The 17,353-nt window shown below is 65.9% G+C and carries 16 protein-coding genes; 13 read left to right on the top strand and 3 right to left on the bottom strand.

The annotated features are described in order from the left end of the window. Positions 1 to 178 precede the first annotated feature (178 nt). From rph to hemW, 3 genes are read left to right on the top strand one after another with little or no spacing between them, the layout of a single operon-like run. Positions 179 to 892 (top strand): ribonuclease PH, encoded by a 714-nt coding sequence (gene rph, locus IVA88_RS04765; protein ID WP_247496129.1) that lies wholly within the window; start codon positions 179 to 181, stop codon positions 890 to 892. Between the two features lie 11 nt (positions 893 to 903). Beyond that, positions 904 to 1,539, top strand: coding sequence for an RdgB/HAM1 family non-canonical purine NTP pyrophosphatase (gene rdgB / locus IVA88_RS04760; RefSeq protein WP_247496128.1), 636 nt, complete (start codon positions 904 to 906; stop codon positions 1,537 to 1,539). Continuing rightward, the gene (gene hemW / locus IVA88_RS04755) at positions 1,526 to 2,680 is read left to right on the top strand and encodes a radical SAM family heme chaperone HemW (RefSeq protein ID WP_247496127.1); all 1,155 of its coding nucleotides are present in this window, start codon (positions 1,526 to 1,528) and stop codon (positions 2,678 to 2,680) included. Before rdgB ends, hemW begins: the two co-directional genes overlap by 14 nt. Before the next feature lie 17 nt (positions 2,681 to 2,697). Here the strand turns inward: hemW and IVA88_RS04750 are convergent, their stop codons facing one another. After that, complete coding sequence (locus tag IVA88_RS04750) at positions 2,698 to 3,951, bottom strand: penicillin-binding protein activator (RefSeq protein WP_247496126.1); 1,254 nt, start codon at positions 3,949 to 3,951, stop codon at positions 2,698 to 2,700. Between the two features lie 339 nt (positions 3,952 to 4,290). On the opposite strand from IVA88_RS04750, the gene rsmI reads away from it, so the two are divergent. The 7 genes from rsmI (at position 4,291) to IVA88_RS04715 (ending at position 11,320) form a co-directional block, all read left to right on the top strand. After that, a complete protein-coding gene (gene rsmI / locus IVA88_RS04745; RefSeq protein ID WP_247496125.1) occupies positions 4,291 to 5,265 on the top strand; it encodes a 16S rRNA (cytidine(1402)-2'-O)-methyltransferase in 975 nt (324 codons plus the stop codon). Then, on the top strand, positions 5,252 to 5,653 hold the full coding sequence (locus tag IVA88_RS04740; RefSeq protein ID WP_247496124.1) for a YraN family protein: 402 nt from the start codon (positions 5,252 to 5,254) through the stop codon (positions 5,651 to 5,653). The genes rsmI and IVA88_RS04740 overlap by 14 nt, the downstream gene beginning before the upstream one ends. A gap of 10 nt (positions 5,654 to 5,663) precedes the next feature. After that, positions 5,664 to 6,608 carry a glutathione synthase gene (gene gshB / locus IVA88_RS04735; RefSeq protein ID WP_247496123.1) on the top strand — a complete coding sequence of 315 codons (945 nt, stop codon included), beginning with the start codon at positions 5,664 to 5,666 and terminating at the stop codon, positions 6,606 to 6,608. Positions 6,609 to 6,896: 288 nt separating this feature from the next. Beyond that, the gene (gene cpaB / locus IVA88_RS04730) at positions 6,897 to 7,700 is read left to right on the top strand and encodes a Flp pilus assembly protein CpaB (RefSeq protein ID WP_247496122.1); all 804 of its coding nucleotides are present in this window, start codon (positions 6,897 to 6,899) and stop codon (positions 7,698 to 7,700) included. A gap of 13 nt (positions 7,701 to 7,713) precedes the next feature. After that, complete coding sequence (locus tag IVA88_RS04725) at positions 7,714 to 9,231, top strand: type II and III secretion system protein family protein (RefSeq protein ID WP_247496277.1); 1,518 nt, start codon at positions 7,714 to 7,716, stop codon at positions 9,229 to 9,231. 68 nt (positions 9,232 to 9,299) lie between these two features. Beyond that, positions 9,300 to 10,034: a CpaD family pilus assembly protein gene (locus IVA88_RS04720; RefSeq protein ID WP_247496121.1), complete on the top strand. Its 735-nt coding sequence runs from the start codon at positions 9,300 to 9,302 to the stop codon at positions 10,032 to 10,034. Next, entirely contained in the window at positions 10,031 to 11,320 is a 1,290-nt protein-coding gene (locus IVA88_RS04715; protein ID WP_247496120.1) for an AAA family ATPase, read from the top strand. Before IVA88_RS04720 ends, IVA88_RS04715 begins: the two co-directional genes overlap by 4 nt. A 115-nt stretch (positions 11,321 to 11,435) precedes the next feature. Here IVA88_RS04715 and IVA88_RS04710 read toward each other — a convergent pair whose 3' ends face one another. Together IVA88_RS04710 and IVA88_RS04705 are read right to left on the bottom strand one after the other, a co-directional pair. Next, positions 11,436 to 12,221 (bottom strand): tetratricopeptide repeat protein, encoded by a 786-nt coding sequence (locus IVA88_RS04710; RefSeq protein ID WP_247496119.1) that lies wholly within the window; start codon positions 12,219 to 12,221, stop codon positions 11,436 to 11,438. Between the two features lie 136 nt (positions 12,222 to 12,357). Beyond that, entirely contained in the window at positions 12,358 to 12,603 is a 246-nt protein-coding gene (locus tag IVA88_RS04705; RefSeq protein ID WP_247496118.1) for a PilZ domain-containing protein, read from the bottom strand. A gap of 228 nt (positions 12,604 to 12,831) precedes the next feature. Here IVA88_RS04705 and IVA88_RS04700 point away from each other — a divergent pair, with 228 nt between their 5' ends. The 3 genes from IVA88_RS04700 to IVA88_RS04690 all read left to right on the top strand — a co-directional run bounded on the left by IVA88_RS04700 (position 12,832) and on the right by IVA88_RS04690 (position 17,312). Beyond that, positions 12,832 to 14,370, top strand: a complete 1,539-nt coding sequence (locus IVA88_RS04700; RefSeq protein WP_247496117.1) for a YifB family Mg chelatase-like AAA ATPase — start codon at positions 12,832 to 12,834, stop codon at positions 14,368 to 14,370. Positions 14,371 to 14,477: 107 nt separating this feature from the next. Continuing rightward, entirely contained in the window at positions 14,478 to 14,945 is a 468-nt protein-coding gene (locus IVA88_RS04695; RefSeq protein ID WP_247496116.1) for a hypothetical protein, read from the top strand. 141 nt (positions 14,946 to 15,086) lie between these two features. After that, the gene (locus IVA88_RS04690) at positions 15,087 to 17,312 is read left to right on the top strand and encodes an ATP-binding protein (protein ID WP_247496115.1); all 2,226 of its coding nucleotides are present in this window, start codon (positions 15,087 to 15,089) and stop codon (positions 17,310 to 17,312) included. Positions 17,313 to 17,353 lie beyond the last annotated feature (41 nt).

The following is a 17,353-nucleotide window of genomic DNA, read 5'->3' as shown; positions in this document are numbered from 1 at the left end:
GACGGTAACTCCTCTAAGATACAGGTAATTTGTCTATGCCGGACGGTTCTGACAAGCGTGGCGTTCGCGGATCGAAAATCGGGGGTGAATAAGGCCTCGATCTTCCCCCTTGCCGCCCACCCTCACCCCACCTACAAGCACCGCGAACAGCCCTTTTCCGAGAGTTTTGGAGGATTCCATGCGGCCAAGCCGCCGTGCGCCCGACGAATTGCGCCCCGTGACGCTGGAGCGCGGCGTGGTCAAATATGCGGAAGGCTCCTGCCTGGTGAAATTCGGCGACACGCATGTGCTGGTCACCGCGACGCTGGAAGACCGCCTGCCGCCATGGCTGAAGGGTCAGGGCCGCGGCTGGGTCACCGCCGAATACGGCATGCTGCCGCGCGCGACCTCGGAACGCACCCGCCGCGAGGCCTCCGCTGGAAAGCAGAGCGGCCGCACCGTCGAAATCCAGCGCCTGATCGGCCGCTCGCTCCGCACCATCATCAACCTCGAAGCGCTCGGTGAGCGCCAGATCACGGTCGATTGCGACGTGCTCCAGGCCGACGGCGGCACCCGCACGGCCTCGATCACCGGTGCCTGGGTCGCGCTCGCCGACTGCATCACCTGGATGAAGGCGCGCAACATGGTCAAGGCCAACGTGTTGCGCGACAACGTCGCCGCGATCTCCTGCGGCATCTACAACGGCACGCCCGTGCTCGACCTCGACTATGCCGAGGACTCCGAAGCCGACACCGACGCCAATTTCGTCATGACCGGCGATGGCCGCATCATCGAAGTCCAGGGCACCGCGGAACGCGAACCGTTCACCGAGGCCGAGTTCCTGGCGCTGATGGCGCTGGCGCGCAAGGGCGTCGCGCGTCTCGTGGACTTGCAGAAACTGGCGGTAGCGTAGTCAATAGGCCAATGCACCGCCGAATCACCGGAAAGCTCGTCATCGCGACCCACAATCCCGGCAAGCTCGCCGAGATGAAGGAGCTGCTCGCGCCTTACGGCATCGATGCGGTGTCGGCCGGCGAGCTCGGCCTTCCCGAGCCGGACGAAACCGGAACTGATTTCCGCAGCAATGCTGCGATCAAGGCGATTGCGGCAGCGCAGGCGACCAAGCTTCCGTCTTTCGCCGATGATTCCGGCATCGTGGTCGACGCGCTCGATGGCGCGCCCGGCATCTACTCGGCGCGCTGGGCCGGTCCGAACAAGGATTTTGCCGCGGCGATGGCGCAGATCGAACGGCTGTTGCAGGAGCGTGGCGCAACCACGCCCGCCAAGCGCAAGGCGCACTTCGTTTCCGCGCTCTGCGTTGCATGGCCCGACGATCATCTCGAAGAGGTCGAGGCGCGCGTCGACGGCACGCTGGTGTGGCCGCCGCGCGGCACCGCGGGCTTCGGCTACGATCCGATGTTCTTGCCCGACGGCCACAGCCGCACCTTCGGCGAGATGGAGAGCATCGAGAAGCACGGCCTGCCGCCGCTCGGTCTTGGCCTGTCGCATCGTGCCCGCGCCTTCGTGAAACTGGCGGAGATCTGCCTTGAGCCGCGCTAACGAAGCCTTCGGCGTCTATGTGCACTGGCCGTTCTGCCTGTCGAAGTGCCCCTATTGCGACTTCAACAGCCATGTCCGCCATGTCGCGATCGACGAAGCGCGTTTTGCGTCGGCGTTCGCACGTGAAATCGAAACGACCGCGCAACGCGCGCCCGGCCGCGACGTCACCTCGATCTTTCTTGGCGGCGGTACGCCCTCGCTCATGCAGCCTGCAACCGTCGGCGCCGTGCTCGACGCCATCGGCAAGCACTGGACTGTGGCGAAAGACGTCGAAGTCACGCTGGAGGCAAACCCGACCAGTGTCGAAGCCACGCGCTTTGCCGGTTATCGCAGCGCCGGCGTCAACCGCGTCTCGCTTGGCGTGCAGGCGCTCGACGATGCCTCGCTGAAAGCGCTGGGCCGCATGCACAGCGCGCGCGAGGCACTCGATGCGGTCGCCATCGCGCGCCGCTCGTTCGATCGTTATTCGTTCGACCTGATCTACGCCCGTCCCGACCAGACGCCGGCGATGTGGGCCGATGAATTGCGTCTCGCAATTGAGGAGGCGGCCGAGCATCTGTCGCTTTATCAATTGACGATCGAAGAGGGCACACCGTTCTTCGGCCTGCATCAGGCCGGCAAGCTGAAGACGCCGGACGAAGCGGTGGCGCGCGCGCTCTACGACGTCACGCAGGAAACCTGCGACAAGCTCGGCCTGCCCGCCTACGAGATTTCAAATCACGCGCGGCGCGGCGCCGAATGCCGGCACAATCTGGTCTACTGGCGCGGCGAGGAATATGCCGGCATCGGTCCCGGCGCCCATGGCCGCCTCGACATCGACGGCATCAGGCACGCCACCGCCACCGAGAAGCGCCCCGAAGCCTGGCTGATGCGGGTCGAGACCAATGGCCACGGCGTCGTCACCGACGATCTCCTCAACAGCGAAGAGCGCGCCGACGAATTCCTGCTGATGGGGTTGCGCCTCAATGAGGGCATCGACCCCGAGCGCTACCGCGCGCTGTCGGGCCGTTCGCTCGATCCCAAGCGGATCACGCTGCTGCGCGAAGAGGGCGCGATCACTGTGGACGCAACGGGACGGCTGCGCGTGACGAGCAGCGGCTTTCCGGTGCTGGACGCAGTGGTTGCGGATCTGGCCGCGTAACGAGTTCTGCGAAACCGTCAGGCGCCAAAACTCTTCGGCGAACCCGCGACCGCCACACCGCCGCCGGTCGTCACCTTCATCACCGCGAGCCCGCGCTCGTTGGTGCCGTCAGGCCGGAAGCGGAACAGGCCGTCGATGCCGGCAAAGCCGGAGGGATTGGTGAGCACGTCCGGCGAGAAGCGCGTGGTGCCTTGCGTGCGCGCCAGCGCGGCGACCAGGGCAACCGCGTCATAAGCGAGCGTTGCGGTGCGCACGGGCTCGGCGCCGTATTTGGTGCGATAGCGGCCGGAGAAGGCGCGGAAGCCGGCCGGGTCCGGCGCGGCGTAGAGGCCGCCTTGCAAGCTTGAGCTGGCATAGACGCGCGGACTGTCCCACAGGCCGGTACCGAGCAGCTGGATATTGCGCAGATTCGCACCCGCCGCGCTCATCGCGTCGGCGACCGCGACGACGGCGTCGCCATCATCGGCGATGAACAGCGCATCGGCGCTGCCGAGCTGCTGCGCCACGGTCCTCGCCGGCGTGGCGCGATCAGCGCCGTATTTCTCGAACGCGACGATGCGCCCGCCGCGGCGCGGCACAGCCGCCTTCACCGCGGCCTCGACCACATTGCCATAGGCATTGTCGGGCACCAGCACGGCGACGGAGCGCTTTCCGATGCTGGCGGAATATTCGACGATGCGGTTGACGTCGGACTCCGGCAGGAAGCTCAGCAGATAGACACCGCGCCCGGCGATGCTGGAGTCGGTCGAGAACGCCATCACCGGGATGCCGCGCGTGCGCGCGATCTGGGCCACCGCAGGCACCGACTGCGCGAACAGCGGCCCCAATATGATCTCGGCGCCCTCGTCGACCGCCTGCTGCGCACTCGCCTGTGCGCCCTGCGGACTGCCATTGTCGTCCTTGATCAGGAGCTGGATGTTGGGATTCTGGAACTCGGCCAGCGCCATCTCGGCGGCGTTGCGCATCGACTGCGCGGCAAGACCCGCATTTCCGGATGCCGAGAGCGGCAGGATCACGGCAACCTTCACCCCGCCGGTGCCGGCGGTCGTCGCCTGTTGCGGCGGGCCGACCGGTTGGGCCGGAGACGGGGAGGAGCTGCTGAACGGATTGGAGAACTGGCTCAGGCTCTGCTGCACGCCGGCGCAGGCCGACAGCAGCGGCGTGCCGAGCAACAGGCCGAGCGCGCTCCGCCGGGTCGCCCCTGATATCAGGGGCCCCTGAACGGGAGACTCCTCCGAAAAGGAAGATCTGGGATCACGTGGGCCCGTCATGACAGCTTCTCTTCCGACCGACCGTCGCCAGCCGGTCACGGCATTCTTTCCACGACACCGGCCGTGGATTCAGGCATATTGTCGGCAAATAGTTAACTCAAACAAAAGGATAATGCCCGCTTAACGCGGCTCCACCTCAAGTTTGGCTCGCTGTCCGCCGTCCGTCACCCAGCATCAAGGCGGCGTTTCCGCCGCGAATGTGGCGCTGACGCTTCATTCCATCGGGAATGTGATGCCGGATGGATCACGTTCCAGTCCTTCCTCGCCCCCTACCCAGGCACGATCTTTTTCCGAGGACCGGTTCCCAGCCCCCGGGATCATGCCTAAGTTCGTTTCATTATGCGCGCAAAGCCCTCCCCGATAAATACACCTGAGACTACGGATCCCGCCTCGCGCGGTTTCTCGATCGACGCCCACCGGGTTGCGGCGCCAAAGGCCGCGCCGGGCTTGCACCTGGTCGCGACCCCCATCGGCAATCTCGGTGACATCACGCTGCGGGCGCTGCAGACCCTCGCCGGGGTGGATGTCATCGCCTGCGAGGACACCCGCATCACGCGGCGCCTGACAGAGCGCTACGCCATCGCGGGGCAGCTCAAACAATATCACGAGCACAACGCGGAGGCGGCCCGTCCAAAGATCCTGGAAGCGCTGGGGCAGGGCGGCTCGGTCGCGCTGGTGTCGGACGCCGGCACGCCGCTGATCTCCGATCCCGGCTTCAAGCTGGTGCGCGAGGTCTGCGCCGCCGGCCACGCGGTCTACGCGCTGCCCGGCCCGTCCTCGGTGCTGGCGGCGCTGTCGGTCGCCGCGCTGCCGACCGACCGCTTCTTCTTCGAGGGTTTTTTGCCGGCGAAATCGGCCGCGCGGCGGTCGCGCCTGGCCGAGCTCGCGCGGATCGATGCGACGCTGGTGATGTTCGACTCCGGCAACCGCGTGCAGGACACGCTCGCCGACCTCGCCGAGATCATGGGGACCCGCGAAGCCGCGATATGCCGCGAGCTGACGAAACTGCACGAGCAGATTTCGCGCGCGACGCTGCTTGAGCTGGCGCGCGGCGCCGACACTCTGGAGACGCGCGGCGAATTCGTGCTGGTGATCGCTCCGCCTGCGGCGGATGCCGAGATGCTGACATCGGATGCGCTCGACGACGTCCTGCGCGAGCAGCTCGCCGCGAACAGCGTCAAGGATGCGGTTGCGCATGCGGTCGCGCTCTCGGGCCGGCCGCGCCGCGAGGTCTATGCCCGCGCGCTCGAGCTTGCCAAGAACCTGCACAAGAGCCTGCACAAGCATCTGCGGGGCGGCGATGACGAAGAATGAGATCCCAGCGGAACCGAAAATCGCCTCGCCCGCGCGCGTCGCCGCGTTCCGCACCGGCATCTCCGCGGAAAGCCGCGCCGCGGCCTATCTCATGGCCACGGGCTACCGCATCCTCGCCAAACGCTACCGCACGCCGCATGGCGAGATCGACATCGTGGCGCGCCGCCGCAATCTGATCGCCTTCGTCGAGGTCAAGGCGCGCGCGACGCTGGACGACGCCGCCTTCGCCGTGACGCCGCGCCAGCAGCGGCGCATCATCGACGCCGCACAAGGCTGGCTCGTGGCGCATCCCGAGCATGCCGAATTCGAATTGCGATTCGACGCCATGCTGATTGCGCCGAAACGACTTCCACGCCATGTGTTGGCGGCATTCGACGCCTCGACCTGAAAGGCAGACCATGAAACTGAACGTCGCCGTCCAGATGGACCCCATCGCCCGCATCAACATCAAGGGCGATTCCACCTTTGCGCTGCTCCTGGAGGCGCAGAAGCGCGGCCACGGCCTGTCCTATTACACGCCCGACAAGCTCTCGATGGTCGGCGAGGAGATCGTCGCTCCGGTTCAGCTGCTCACCGTGCGCGACGAGCCCGGCAATCATTTTACCCTGGGCGAGCCCAGGCGCGAGGCGCTCAACGGCTTCGACGTGGTGCTGCTCCGCCAGGATCCGCCGTTCGACCTTGCCTACATTACCTCGACGCATCTTCTCGAGCGCATCCATCCGAAGACACTGGTCGTCAACGATCCCGCGTCCGTGCGCAATGCGCCGGAAAAACTGTTCGTGATGAACTTTCCGCAGTTGATGCCGCCGACGCTGATCTCGCGCGACCTCGACGAGATCAACGCTTTTCGCGACCAACATGGCGCCGTCGTGATGAAGCCGCTGCACGGCCATGGCGGCGCGGCGGTGTTCCGCGTGATGCCGCAGGACATGAATTTCGGCTCGCTGTTTGACATGTTCTCGGTGACATTCAAGGAAGCCTGGGTGATCCAGCAGTTCATTCCCGAGGTAAAGCACGGCGACAAGCGCATCATCCTGGTCAACGGCGAGTTTGCCGGCGCGGTGAATCGCGTGCCCGCCGCCGACGACCTCCGCTCCAATATGGTGCGCGGCGGCGCAGCGCAGGAGACCGAGCTCACACCGCGCGAGCGCGAGATCTGCGCCGCCGTCGGGCCGGCGCTGCGCGAGCGCGGGCTGTTGTTCGTCGGCATCGACGTCATCAACGGTAACCTCACCGAGATCAACGTGACCTCGCCGACCGGCATCCGTGCCATTGCAAAGCTCGGCGGTCCGGACGTGGCGGCGAAGGTCTGGGACGTGATCGAGCAGAAGCGGGCGAAGTAAGTCTCAATCCGGGCTACGTACTACGCGCGCGGCTGCAACGCACAGATCACTAACCACCCATTCACCATGACGCGGCGCGCATCATTCGAACGCAGCGGCCGGGCTGCGTGAAACTACGGGGCCGCTGGCCGACCAGCTAACGCCGCGTTCACCATCTGCGGAGAACCAGCAACGCGGCCGGTCATCGCGTCCGGCCTCGCAACACCCCTTATACTTTTACTCCCTACTCATCGACGTCGGGGAACCCGCCAGGTGCGGTTCGAGTACCCCGCGTAAGAGTAGAAGCGTATGAACACCGCACGCATTGTCGTTCTCGTCATCGCACTGGGCGCCGGCGGCGTCGCTGCGTATCTGGCGAGCGGCTATGATAGCAGGCCCGCGCCTGTGCTCCCCGTCGCCGAGAAGCTGCCGACGGTCGACGTCCTGGTCGCCAAGAACGACATCCAGCTCGGTCAAGCCGTGAAGCCCGAGGACCTGCAATGGCAGGCCTGGCCGGCGGCGACCGCGAGCAGCGCCTTCATTCGCCGCGACAACAGGCCGGAGGCGCAGACCCAGATCGCAGGCTCGATCGCACGCGTGCCGTTGATGCAGGGCGAGCCGATCCGTGAGCAGAAGCTGGTCAAGGCCGAAGGCTCCGGCTTCATGGCCGCGATCCTGCCGTCGGGCATGCGCGCCGTCTCCACCGAGATTTCAGCCGAGACCGCCGCCGGCGGTTTCATCCTGCCGAATGACCGCGTCGACATCGTGCTGACCCGCCGAGTGAAGAATCCGGACGGCGCGGCCGGTAACGACCTCGTCCTCTCCGAGGTCATCCTCACCAATATCCGCGTGCTCGCGATTGACCAGGCGCCGAAGGAAAAGGACGGCCAGAACGCAGTCGTCGGCAAGACGGTCACGCTCGAGCTCAAGCCCGACCAGGTCGCCACGCTATCGGCAGCGCGCCAGGGCGGCACGCTGATGCTCGCGCTGCGCAGCATCGTCGATGCCAACTCGGTCGACAGCACGCCCGAGGACCAGGCGATCAAGCGTCCCGGCGGGGTCAACGTGATTCGCTATGGCGTGCAGGCACGGCAACTGACGTCACAGAAGTGATGATGGGGACATGATGAACTACGGGGATGATCGGACGGGCATGCGCCTTCGGGGGAAGCGCGCGCGCTCGTTCTGGACGGGGACGATGCTGATACTGGGGCTCATCGCAGCCCCCGACAGCGCCAGCGCCGCAGATGCACCGGTCGGCGACCAGGCGCCGATGCAGGCCGCGGATCTCGATCTGTCGCCGGTCGCGACGATCGCGCCCGCGAGGACGCGCTTCCTGTCGCTCGGCGTCGGCAAGTCCGCCGTCATCGACCTGCCGCGCGAGGTCAAGGACGTGCTGGTAGCCGATCCCAAGATCGCCAATGCGGTGATCCGCTCGGCCCAGCGCGCCTATATCATCGGCGGACAGGTCGGCCAGACCAATGTCGTGTTCTTCGCCGCCGACGGCCAGCAGGTCGCCGCCTACGACATCGCGGTGAAGCGCGACCTCAACGGCATGCGGACGGCGCTGCGTCAGTCGCTGCCGGGCGTGCAGATCGAAGGCGTCGGCGACAGCGTGATGCTGACCGGCTCGGTCTCGAGTCCGGTCGAGGCCCAGCAGGCCGGCGACGTCGCCGCGAAACTGGTCGGCGGCTCCGAGAAGGTCGTCAACAACATCGTCGTGCGCGGCCGCGATCAGGTGATGCTCAAGGTCGTCGTGGGCGAAGTGCGCCGCGATATCGTCAAGCAGCTGGGCGTCGATCTCAGCGCCAGCCTGAACGCCGGCACCGCGGTGGTGAACTTCAACAACTCCAACCCGTTCGCGGTCAGCGGCGGACCGATCGTCAGCAACAACGGGCTCGGTGTTGCCGGCCTCACCAAGGGCTTCGCCACCGTCAGCGCCACGATGCGCGCGATGGAAAGTGCCGGTGTCATGCGCACGCTCGCCGAGCCGAGCCTGACCGCGATCTCCGGCGAGTCCGCCACCTTCATCGCCGGCGGCGAATTCCCCATTCCATCGGGCTATGCCTGCGATCCGGTCACCCACGTTTGTACCACCCAGATCACCTATAAGAAGTTCGGCATCTCCCTGAACTTTACTCCGGTCGTACTGAGCGAGGGCCGGATCAGCCTGCGCGTGATGACCGAGGTATCCGAGCTGTCGAACCAGAGCGCCATCACGGTCACGCAGGCGCTGTCCTCGAGCTCGACCAACTCGATCACTATCCCCTCGATCCAGACCCGCCGCGCCGAAACGACACTGGAAATTCCCTCGGGCGGCTCGATGGCGATGGCCGGCCTGATTCAGCAGCAGACCAAACAGGCCATCAACGGCCTGCCCGGCGTCGACCAGGTGCCGATCATCGGCGCGCTGTTCCGCAGCCAGGACTTCGTCAACAACGAGACCGAGCTGATGGTGATCGTGACGCCCTACGTGGTCCGCGCGGTGGCTCAGAAGGAACTGTCCCGGCCAGACGACGGCTTCGCACCGGCATCTGACGCCCAGACGGCGCTGCTCGGCCGCATGAACCGCCTCTATGGCATCGCGCGCCGCGTCGATCCGGTCGCAGGCACCCCCGGCGATTTCGGCTTCATCATCGACTGATGACGAGCGGACTGCTTGGGGAACGGGGCAAGAGACGGGCGAGAGACGGGGCAAGAGGGGATGAAGCGATGACGAAGACCATGGCCGATCGACGTCGCAAGTTGAGCATCGCGCTGGCACTGACGGGGCTCTCCGTCATGCTGGGCGCCTGCAACACCACCGGCGAAATCGTCACCCAGACGGTGCCGACCGACTATCGCCAGCGTCACCCGATCGCGGTCGAGGAAGCCAAGAAGTCGATCGTGATCTTCGTCGGCAAGGCTCGCGGCGGCCTCTCGGCCGCGCAGCATTCGGACGTCGCCGGCATTGCCAGGGACTGGGTGCGCGAAGGCACCGGCTCGGTCGTGGTCGACGTTCCCGTCAACGCCGCCAATTCGCGCGCGGCGGCAGCGACCTATCACGAAATCCGTTCCGTGCTCGCATCCGTCGGTGTGCCCTCGCGTGCGATCGTCCAGCATCCCTATCGGCCCGAGGATCCCGGACTGCTGCCCACCATCCGCCTGAGCTATTCCCGGATCGCCGCGGTCGCCGGTCCCTGCGGGCTCTGGCCGGAAGATATCGGCCCCTCCATCCTCGACCCCGGCTACAACGAGAACCGGCCCTACTTCAATTTGGGCTGCGCCAGCCAGCGCAACCTCGCGGCAATGATCGACAATCCCGCTGACCTCGAGCAGCCGCGGTCGGAAACGCCGGTCTATAACGCACGGCGTGACATGGCCTTCGAGCGCTACCGCAAAGGCACGCCGATCGCGACCGCCAATCCAGAGGCCGACAAGGCCAAACTCAGCGACACAGGCAGATGACACGCGTTCACGACGAAGAAGCGGACGATCCGCAGCATCCCGAGGAACACATCGCGCCGGTTCCTCGCATCTCCGTGCAGGCCTTTTGCGAGACCGAGCAGACGCTCGCCGCGATGACCGCGGCCGGGCAGGATCGCCGGCTCGCCAAGGCGCATCTCACCGCCAAGGACGGCGGCCTCGCGGCGGCCATCGAAGTCTATGAAACGATGCCGACGCCGAACGTCATCGTGATCGAATCCGACGGCACGCGCGACATCCTCGAAGGCCTCGACGACCTCGCCGGCGTCTGCGATCCCGGCACCCGTGTGGTCGTGATCGGCAATCCCAACGACACCGCGCCCTATCGCGAGCTGGTCCGCCGCGGCGTCAACGACTACGTGGTGGGACCGGTCGAAACGCTCGACGTCGTCCGCTCGATCTGCAGCCTGTTCTCGGCATCCGAAGCCATCATCACCGGCCGCGTCATCGCGGTGGTCGGCGCCAAGGGCGGCGTCGGCGCCTCCACCGTCGCGCACAATGTGGCCTGGACTATCGCCCGTGACCTCGCGCTCGATTCCGTCGTGATCGATCTCGATCTCGCTTTCGGCACCGCGGGTCTCGACTACAACCAGGATCCGGTGCAGGGCATCGCCAACGCGGTGCTGTCGCAGGACCGGCCGGACACGGCCCTGATGGAGCGCCTGCTCTCCAAATGCACGGAGCGGCTGAGCCTGCTCGCCGCGCCCGCGACGCTCGACCGCGTCTATGATTTCGGCGCGGAGGCCTTCGACGCGGTGTTCGACACGCTGCGCATGACCACGCCCTGCATCGTGCTCGACGTTCCCCACCAATGGTCGGGCTGGACGCGGCGCGCGCTGGTCAACGCGGACGACATCGTGATCGTGGCCGAGCCCGATCTTGCGAACCTGCGCAACACCAAGAACATGCTGAACGTGTTGAAGGCGGCGCGGCCGAACGACCGGCCGCCGCTCTACTGCATCAACCAGGTCGGCATGCCCAAGCGCGCGGAGATCGAGGTCAAGGCATTCGCCAAGACCATGGAGAGCCAGCCGATCGCGGTGATCCCGTTCGATTCGAAGCTGTTCTCGACGGCGGCCAACAACGGCCAGATGATCGCGGAGGTCTCCAAGAGCCACCGCACCACCGAGCTGTTCCAGAACATGGCGAACCGCCTTGCCGGGCGCGGCGAGGTGAAGAAGCCGAAGCGCTCGCTGCTAGGACCGCTCCTGAAGAAGCTGAAGGGCAGGTCGGGGCGCCCGTCAGCCCCGCATCGTAAGGCATCGTAAGCGCGCCAAAGTATGATCCGGAAAAGTGCGCAGCGGCTGTCCGACTAGGATCATGCTCAAAAAAACAACCTGAAGCGCGAAGACGGTTCTCCCGATCTCATTGCGCTTTGGCGGATTACTTCTCCGCCCGCTGCTGCTTCTTCACCAGCAACTGCCGCAGCGCCGTCACCTTGGCCGCCGCCTCATCCGGCGGCAGGTCCGCCTTCACGATGGTTTCGGCCTCGGCCTGCTTTCCTTCCAGTCCCAGCACGAGCGCGAGATTGGCACGCACGCGGGAATCGGTGGGATTGCGCTCATGCGCCCGGCGCATGGTTTCCTCTGCCCTCAGCAGATTGTTCTGGAGCATGTAGGACAGCCCGAGATTGGACAGCACCGACGGCTCGTCCGGCACGATCTTCAGCGCGGCGGCGTAGTATTGCTGCGCCTCCTCATTGCGGCCGAGCTGATCGAGCGCGGCGCCCTGCGCCGACAGGATATGCCAGTCGGGATCCTCCGGCGTATGCGCACGACCGAGGACGTCGAACGCCTGCTGGAAGCTGCCGCTGTCGGCGAGCGCGCGGCCATAGCCGGCGAGTAGCGCCTTGTTCTTGGAATGGGCGAGCACGGCCTGCTCCAGCACCGCAAGCGCCTGCGCGCGCTGGCCGGTCCGGCGCAACGCCTGGCCGTATTCGAGCGCGACGTTGGGGTCGCCAGGCTTGGCGCGATAGCGCTCGCGTAGCGCGTCCATGTCCGGCTTCATGTCCGCCCTGGCGTCGGCCTTGCCAGCCGTTTCCGACTTTCCGCCGAGCGCGCCGGTGATGTCCTCGATGCCAGTGGTCTGACAGCCGCCCAAAGCCAGGACCAGAAGCGCGGAAAACACATATCTCGCCGGAGGAGAGGCAACGGACAAACGCTTGGACATACTCTGATCACTCGGCGACTGATCAGAGATGCTTACCGAATAACGCTAAGGTCCCGTTAAGGCGGGGCACTTCCGTCTATTGTTTAAGCATGATCTTTTCGGAAAACCGCTTCACACTTTTCCGGATCATGCTCGCTTAGTCAGTGAATTCAGCGCCGAATTCGCAGCCGATACGCCAGCGCAGGCGGCATTGGCGGGAATAGTCGGGCGCGAAGATGATGGTGAATTGCGGCGGCACTTCCAGAAATTCCGCAACCACTTTCACGCCGCCATCCGAGATATCCGTAATCGTGCAGTCCCGCGGCAGCGAACCCGAGCCAAAATGAATCTTGGCGAGCCGGGTGCACATCCGTCGTTCGCTTCTCCGGCGATTTGCAAGCATTTGAATTCTTCACCCATTAGACCACGGCCCATCCCGCAGCCCTAGAAGTAGCGGACATTCGTTGGAATGTGCTGAGGAGAGCCGCTGGCATTCGAGGCGTAGTGTCTTGGTCGTGTTTACGGTTCGTTAGGGGGTTTCAGCCCGCTACAAAGCGTTCCCGTATTGTTCTTGCAAGAGCTGTCCCGCTCTGCTACCCCTAATTGTGCAAATGGGCAGGCTGGTTCGGGCATGGTTCAGCGGGTTTCTACCGTCGCCTTTGAGGGGATCGAGGCCCGCGCGGTCGACGTGCAGGTGCAGGTCGCGCCGGGTCTGCCGGCCTTCGCGATCGTCGGTCTGCCGGACAAGGCGGTGTCGGAGGCGCGCGAGCGGGTCCGCTCCGCGCTGATCGCCTCGGGGCTGGCGCTGCCGGCGCGGCGGATCACGGTCAATCTCGCGCCCGCCGACCTGCCCAAGGAGGGCAGCCATTATGATCTCCCGATCGCGCTCGGGCTGATGGGGGCGATCGGCGCGATTCCCCCGGATGCGCTGACCGGCTTCACCGTTCTGGGCGAGCTTGGCCTCGACGGATCGATCGCGCCGGTGGCCGGTGTTCTTCCTGCCGCGATCGGCGCCAATGTGCGCGAGGAGGGGCTGATCTGTCCGGCGGCTTGCGGCTCGGAAGCGGCATGGGCGAGCCCGGACATCGAGATCATCGCCGCAAGTTCGCTGATCCAGATCGCCAACCACTTCAAGGGAACGCAGGTGCTGTCGCGGCCTGTGCCGAAGGTGCATGAAGCCGCGGCCTCGCCGCTCGACCTGCGCGACATCAAGGGACAGGAGAGCGCCAAGCGAGCGCTGGAGATCGCGGCCGCCGGCGGTCACCATCTGCTCATGATCGGCGCACCCGGCGCCGGCAAATCGATGCTGGCGGCACGCCTGCCCTCGATCCTGCCACCGCTGTCACCGGGCGAGCTACTGGAGGTGTCGATGATCGCCTCCGTCGCTGGCGAGATCGAGGGCGGCGCGCTGACGGCGCGGCGGCCGTTCCGCTCGCCGCATCATTCCGCCAGCATGGCCGCGCTCACCGGCGGCGGCATGCGCGCAAGGCCCGGCGAGATCTCGCTCGCGCATCAGGGCGTGCTGTTCCTCGACGAGCTCCCCGAATTCGATCCGCGCGTGCTGGATTCGCTGCGTCAGCCGCTGGAGAACGGCGAGGTCTCGGTGTCCCGCGCCAACCATCGCGTCACCTATCCCGCGCGCTTCATGCTGGTCGCGGCGATGAATCCCTGCCGCTGCGGCAATGCGTTCGAGCCCGGCTATGCCTGCAAGCGCGGCCGCATCGATCGCTGCACGAGCGACTACCAGGCCCGCATCTCGGGGCCACTGATGGATCGCATCGATTTGCGTATCGAGGTTCCCGCCGTGACCGCGGCCGATTTGATCCTGCCGCCGCCGGCAGAGGGCTCGGCCGAAGTCGCCGCGCGCGTGGCCGCCGCGCGCGACATCCAGCTTGCGCGCTACGCGGATGCCGGCCTGCCGAAGGTTCGCACCAATGCCGAAGCGCCGGCCTCGGTGCTGGAGGAGATCGCCAAGCCGGACGCGCAAGGCCAGAAGCTGCTGCGCGACGCCGCCGAGACCATGCGGCTGTCGGCGCGGGGCTATCACCGCGTGCTGCGGGTGGCGCGCACGCTCGCCGATCTCGACGGTGCCGACAAGATCGGCCGGCTGCATCTCGCCGAGGCGCTGTCCTACCGCGCGCTCGCAGAGGATGTGCGCCAGTTGGCGTGAGCGTCGCGCGCGTCAACCCGGCGGTAACGAGTTTCCTTTACGCTCTGCAAACCATAAGGCCCACAAGTTGCCGCGACGAGTTCCCCGGGCCCGGCGAGTAGCGTGTCATGTTGCGTTTCAAAATCCTGGCCTCGGTTATTCCCCTGCTCGCGGCAGCAGTGTTTGCCCGCAACGAGATCGGATCGGTCTCGCATCCCTGCATCGCCTTGGGCGACACCTCGGTCGAGCTGACGTCGCTGTTCTGGACCGCCGGGGTGCATGTCGCCTTCACCGATGATCCCGCTCGCGCCACGGTGCGGGTTCAGATCACCGAGGATGCGGACGCTGCAGACTTCGCCGTCGTCGACGACGGCCTCGGTTCGGAATCGGAATCCTGCCAGGCCAATTCTTCGACGCGCCTGATCTCGATTGCGGCCCAGCCCGTCGACGGCGGTCAGGTGATCTATCTCTCCACCGAAGGGCCCGCGGATTACCGCGTCTATGTGCGCTCGAAGACATTCTCGCAGCGCGAAGCGGCGGCGCTGATCGTCGGCGCCCGCGGCAGCCACCGTCATCTCCAGGCTGCTTCGCTTTGAGCCGCCCCACTTTGAACCGTTAACGCCTCGTCAACCCTGTTTGGAAGCGGTCGCGATACCTCAAACTGTTCGCAAGGTGGGCGGGACATCGTCGTTTACAGCGAGCGCACGGTTTTAAGACACAGAGTCGGGTCGGTAGCGATGGGTCGGACGTTCCGGATCAAGGTGCGCATGCGCCGCTTCAGGCGGCAGTACCCCAAAATCGCCTTCGCGATCCGCTCCTTCATGATCTTCTCGGCGACCTTCGGCGGCGCCTATGGCTTTGTCTCGGGTAGCCGGTCCGAGAATTCCGGCTACGATCCCAACGCATTCGCGATCGGCGCCAGCTTCCTGTTCGCGCTCGCCTGCCTCGGCCTCGCCACGCTCAGCATGCGCCTGCGCTTCGTCAACAAGCGAATGCGTGCGCTGGCCAACCACAACGAAGCGCTGATCGACCGCAATTGGGAGCTGAAGGAAGCGGAAGAGCGCGCCCGCAGCCTGTTCGAACAGCAGGGCGATTTGATCGTGCTGCGCGACACGAACGGCCGCATCACCTTTGCCAACGAGGCCTATTGCGCCCTCGCAGGCCAGGCGCGCGGCGCACTGGTCGGCACGCGCTTTGATTTCGACGTGCTGGAGCAGGGTGATAGCGCCCGCGAGAGCAACGGCACACGCATTCACGACCAGAAGATCGCGACCCCGCTCGGCGCGCGATGGATTGCCTGGCGCGAAGGCTATGTCCGCCTCGACGCCGGCCAGCCCGCCGAATTGCAGAGCGTCGGACGCGACGTCACCGACCGCACCGAGACCGAGCGCGCGCTGTCCGAGGCCCGCGACCAGGCGGACGCCGCCAACCGCGCCAAATCGCGCTTCCTGGCGATGGCCTCGCACGAGATACGCACGCCGCTCAACGGCATCATCGGCATGGGCGGGCTGCTGCTCGACACCACGCTGACGCCGGAGCAGTCGACATACGCCAGGGCCGTGAAGACCTCCGGCGAAGCGCTGATGGCATTGATCGAGGAGTTGCTGGACTATTCCAAGATCGAAGCCGGCAAGCTCGATCTCGAGCAACGTCCCTTCGCGCTCTCGGTTCTGATCGAGGAGATCACCGAGTTGCTCGCGCCCCGCGCACAGGCGAAGAAGCTCGAAATCGCCGCCTATGTCGACGAGCGCCTGCCGCTCGAGGTGGTCGGCGACGCCGCGCGCCTGCGCCAGGTGCTGCTCAACCTCGCCGGCAATGCCATCAAGTTCACTTCAAGCGGCGGCGTTGCGCTGATCGTCGAGCCCGGCATCTGGCCGAACGAAATCAGCTTTCTGGTGCGCGACACCGGCATCGGCATCGCGCCGGAAGCGCAGCAGCGCATCTTCCGCGAATTCGAGCAGGCCGACGAGCGCGTCGCGCGCACCTATGGCGGCACCGGCCTCGGTCTCGCCATCAGCGAGCGCATCGTCAAGCGCATGGGCGGCCGCATCACGCTCACCAGCGAGCCGGGCAAGGGTTCGACCTTCGAGGTCGCGATTCCGCTCGCGTCATCACACGCCGGCGCAGAACCGACCGCGTTCCGAAGTCCCGATCTTGCCGGCAAGTCGATCCTGCTGATCGCCGACGGTATCGAGGCCTCGCTGATCGCGTGGCGGCTGGAGCGCTGGGGTGGCCAGACCTGCATGGTGACGGATGCGGCGGTGGCGGAAGCGCTGCTGCCGGAACGCTCATGGCATTCGGTGTTGATTGATCGTGCGCTTGGCGCGGGCATCACCGACCGCCTCGGCGAAGCTGCGCGCAGGCACGCGCTGCAACGCCTCGTGCTGCTGACCTCGGGCTCGCGCCACGAGAAAGTCTCGCCGGCCTTCACCGGCTTCCTGGTGAAGCCGCTACGCGCGGCCTCGCTCGCCGCACGCCTCGCCTTGACCCCGGAGGTCGCCTCATCCGATCTCGCGCCGGAGCCGTCGGCCCAATCCACCGGCGCGGTACCGGCGAAAGGCCTCTCAATTCTCGTCGCCGAGGATAACGAGATCAACGCGCTGTTGATGCGCTCGCTGCTGACGAAACTCGGCCACGATGTCGTCATCGCCGTCCATGGCGAGGCCGCGCTGGAATCCTGGCTCGGCGCGTCATCGGCCGGCACGCCCTATGATCTCGTGCTGATGGACATCCAGATGCCGCAACTCGACGGCATCCAAACGACAAAGCGCATCCGTGCGCATGAGGCAGCCAAAGGCGGCCACCACACGCCGATTCTGGCGCTCACCGCCAATACGCTGGTGGAAGATCGCTACGCCTGCTTTGAAGCTGGCATGAACGGGTTTCTGATCAAGCCACTGGATCGCGAGAAGCTGGAGGAGGCGCTGGCGGGGCTGGCGGCGTCGCGGCATCTGGCAGTCTGATCCGGAATTTCATGGGAACCTGATCGGCCGGCAATCGATAA

The organism is Bradyrhizobium sp. 149, assembly GCF_023073915.1.
In the GTDB taxonomy this organism is placed as follows: domain Bacteria; phylum Pseudomonadota; class Alphaproteobacteria; order Rhizobiales; family Xanthobacteraceae; genus Bradyrhizobium.
The sequence above is the reverse complement of the archived record's forward strand: the minus strand, read 5'-3'. Positions and strand labels throughout refer to the sequence as shown.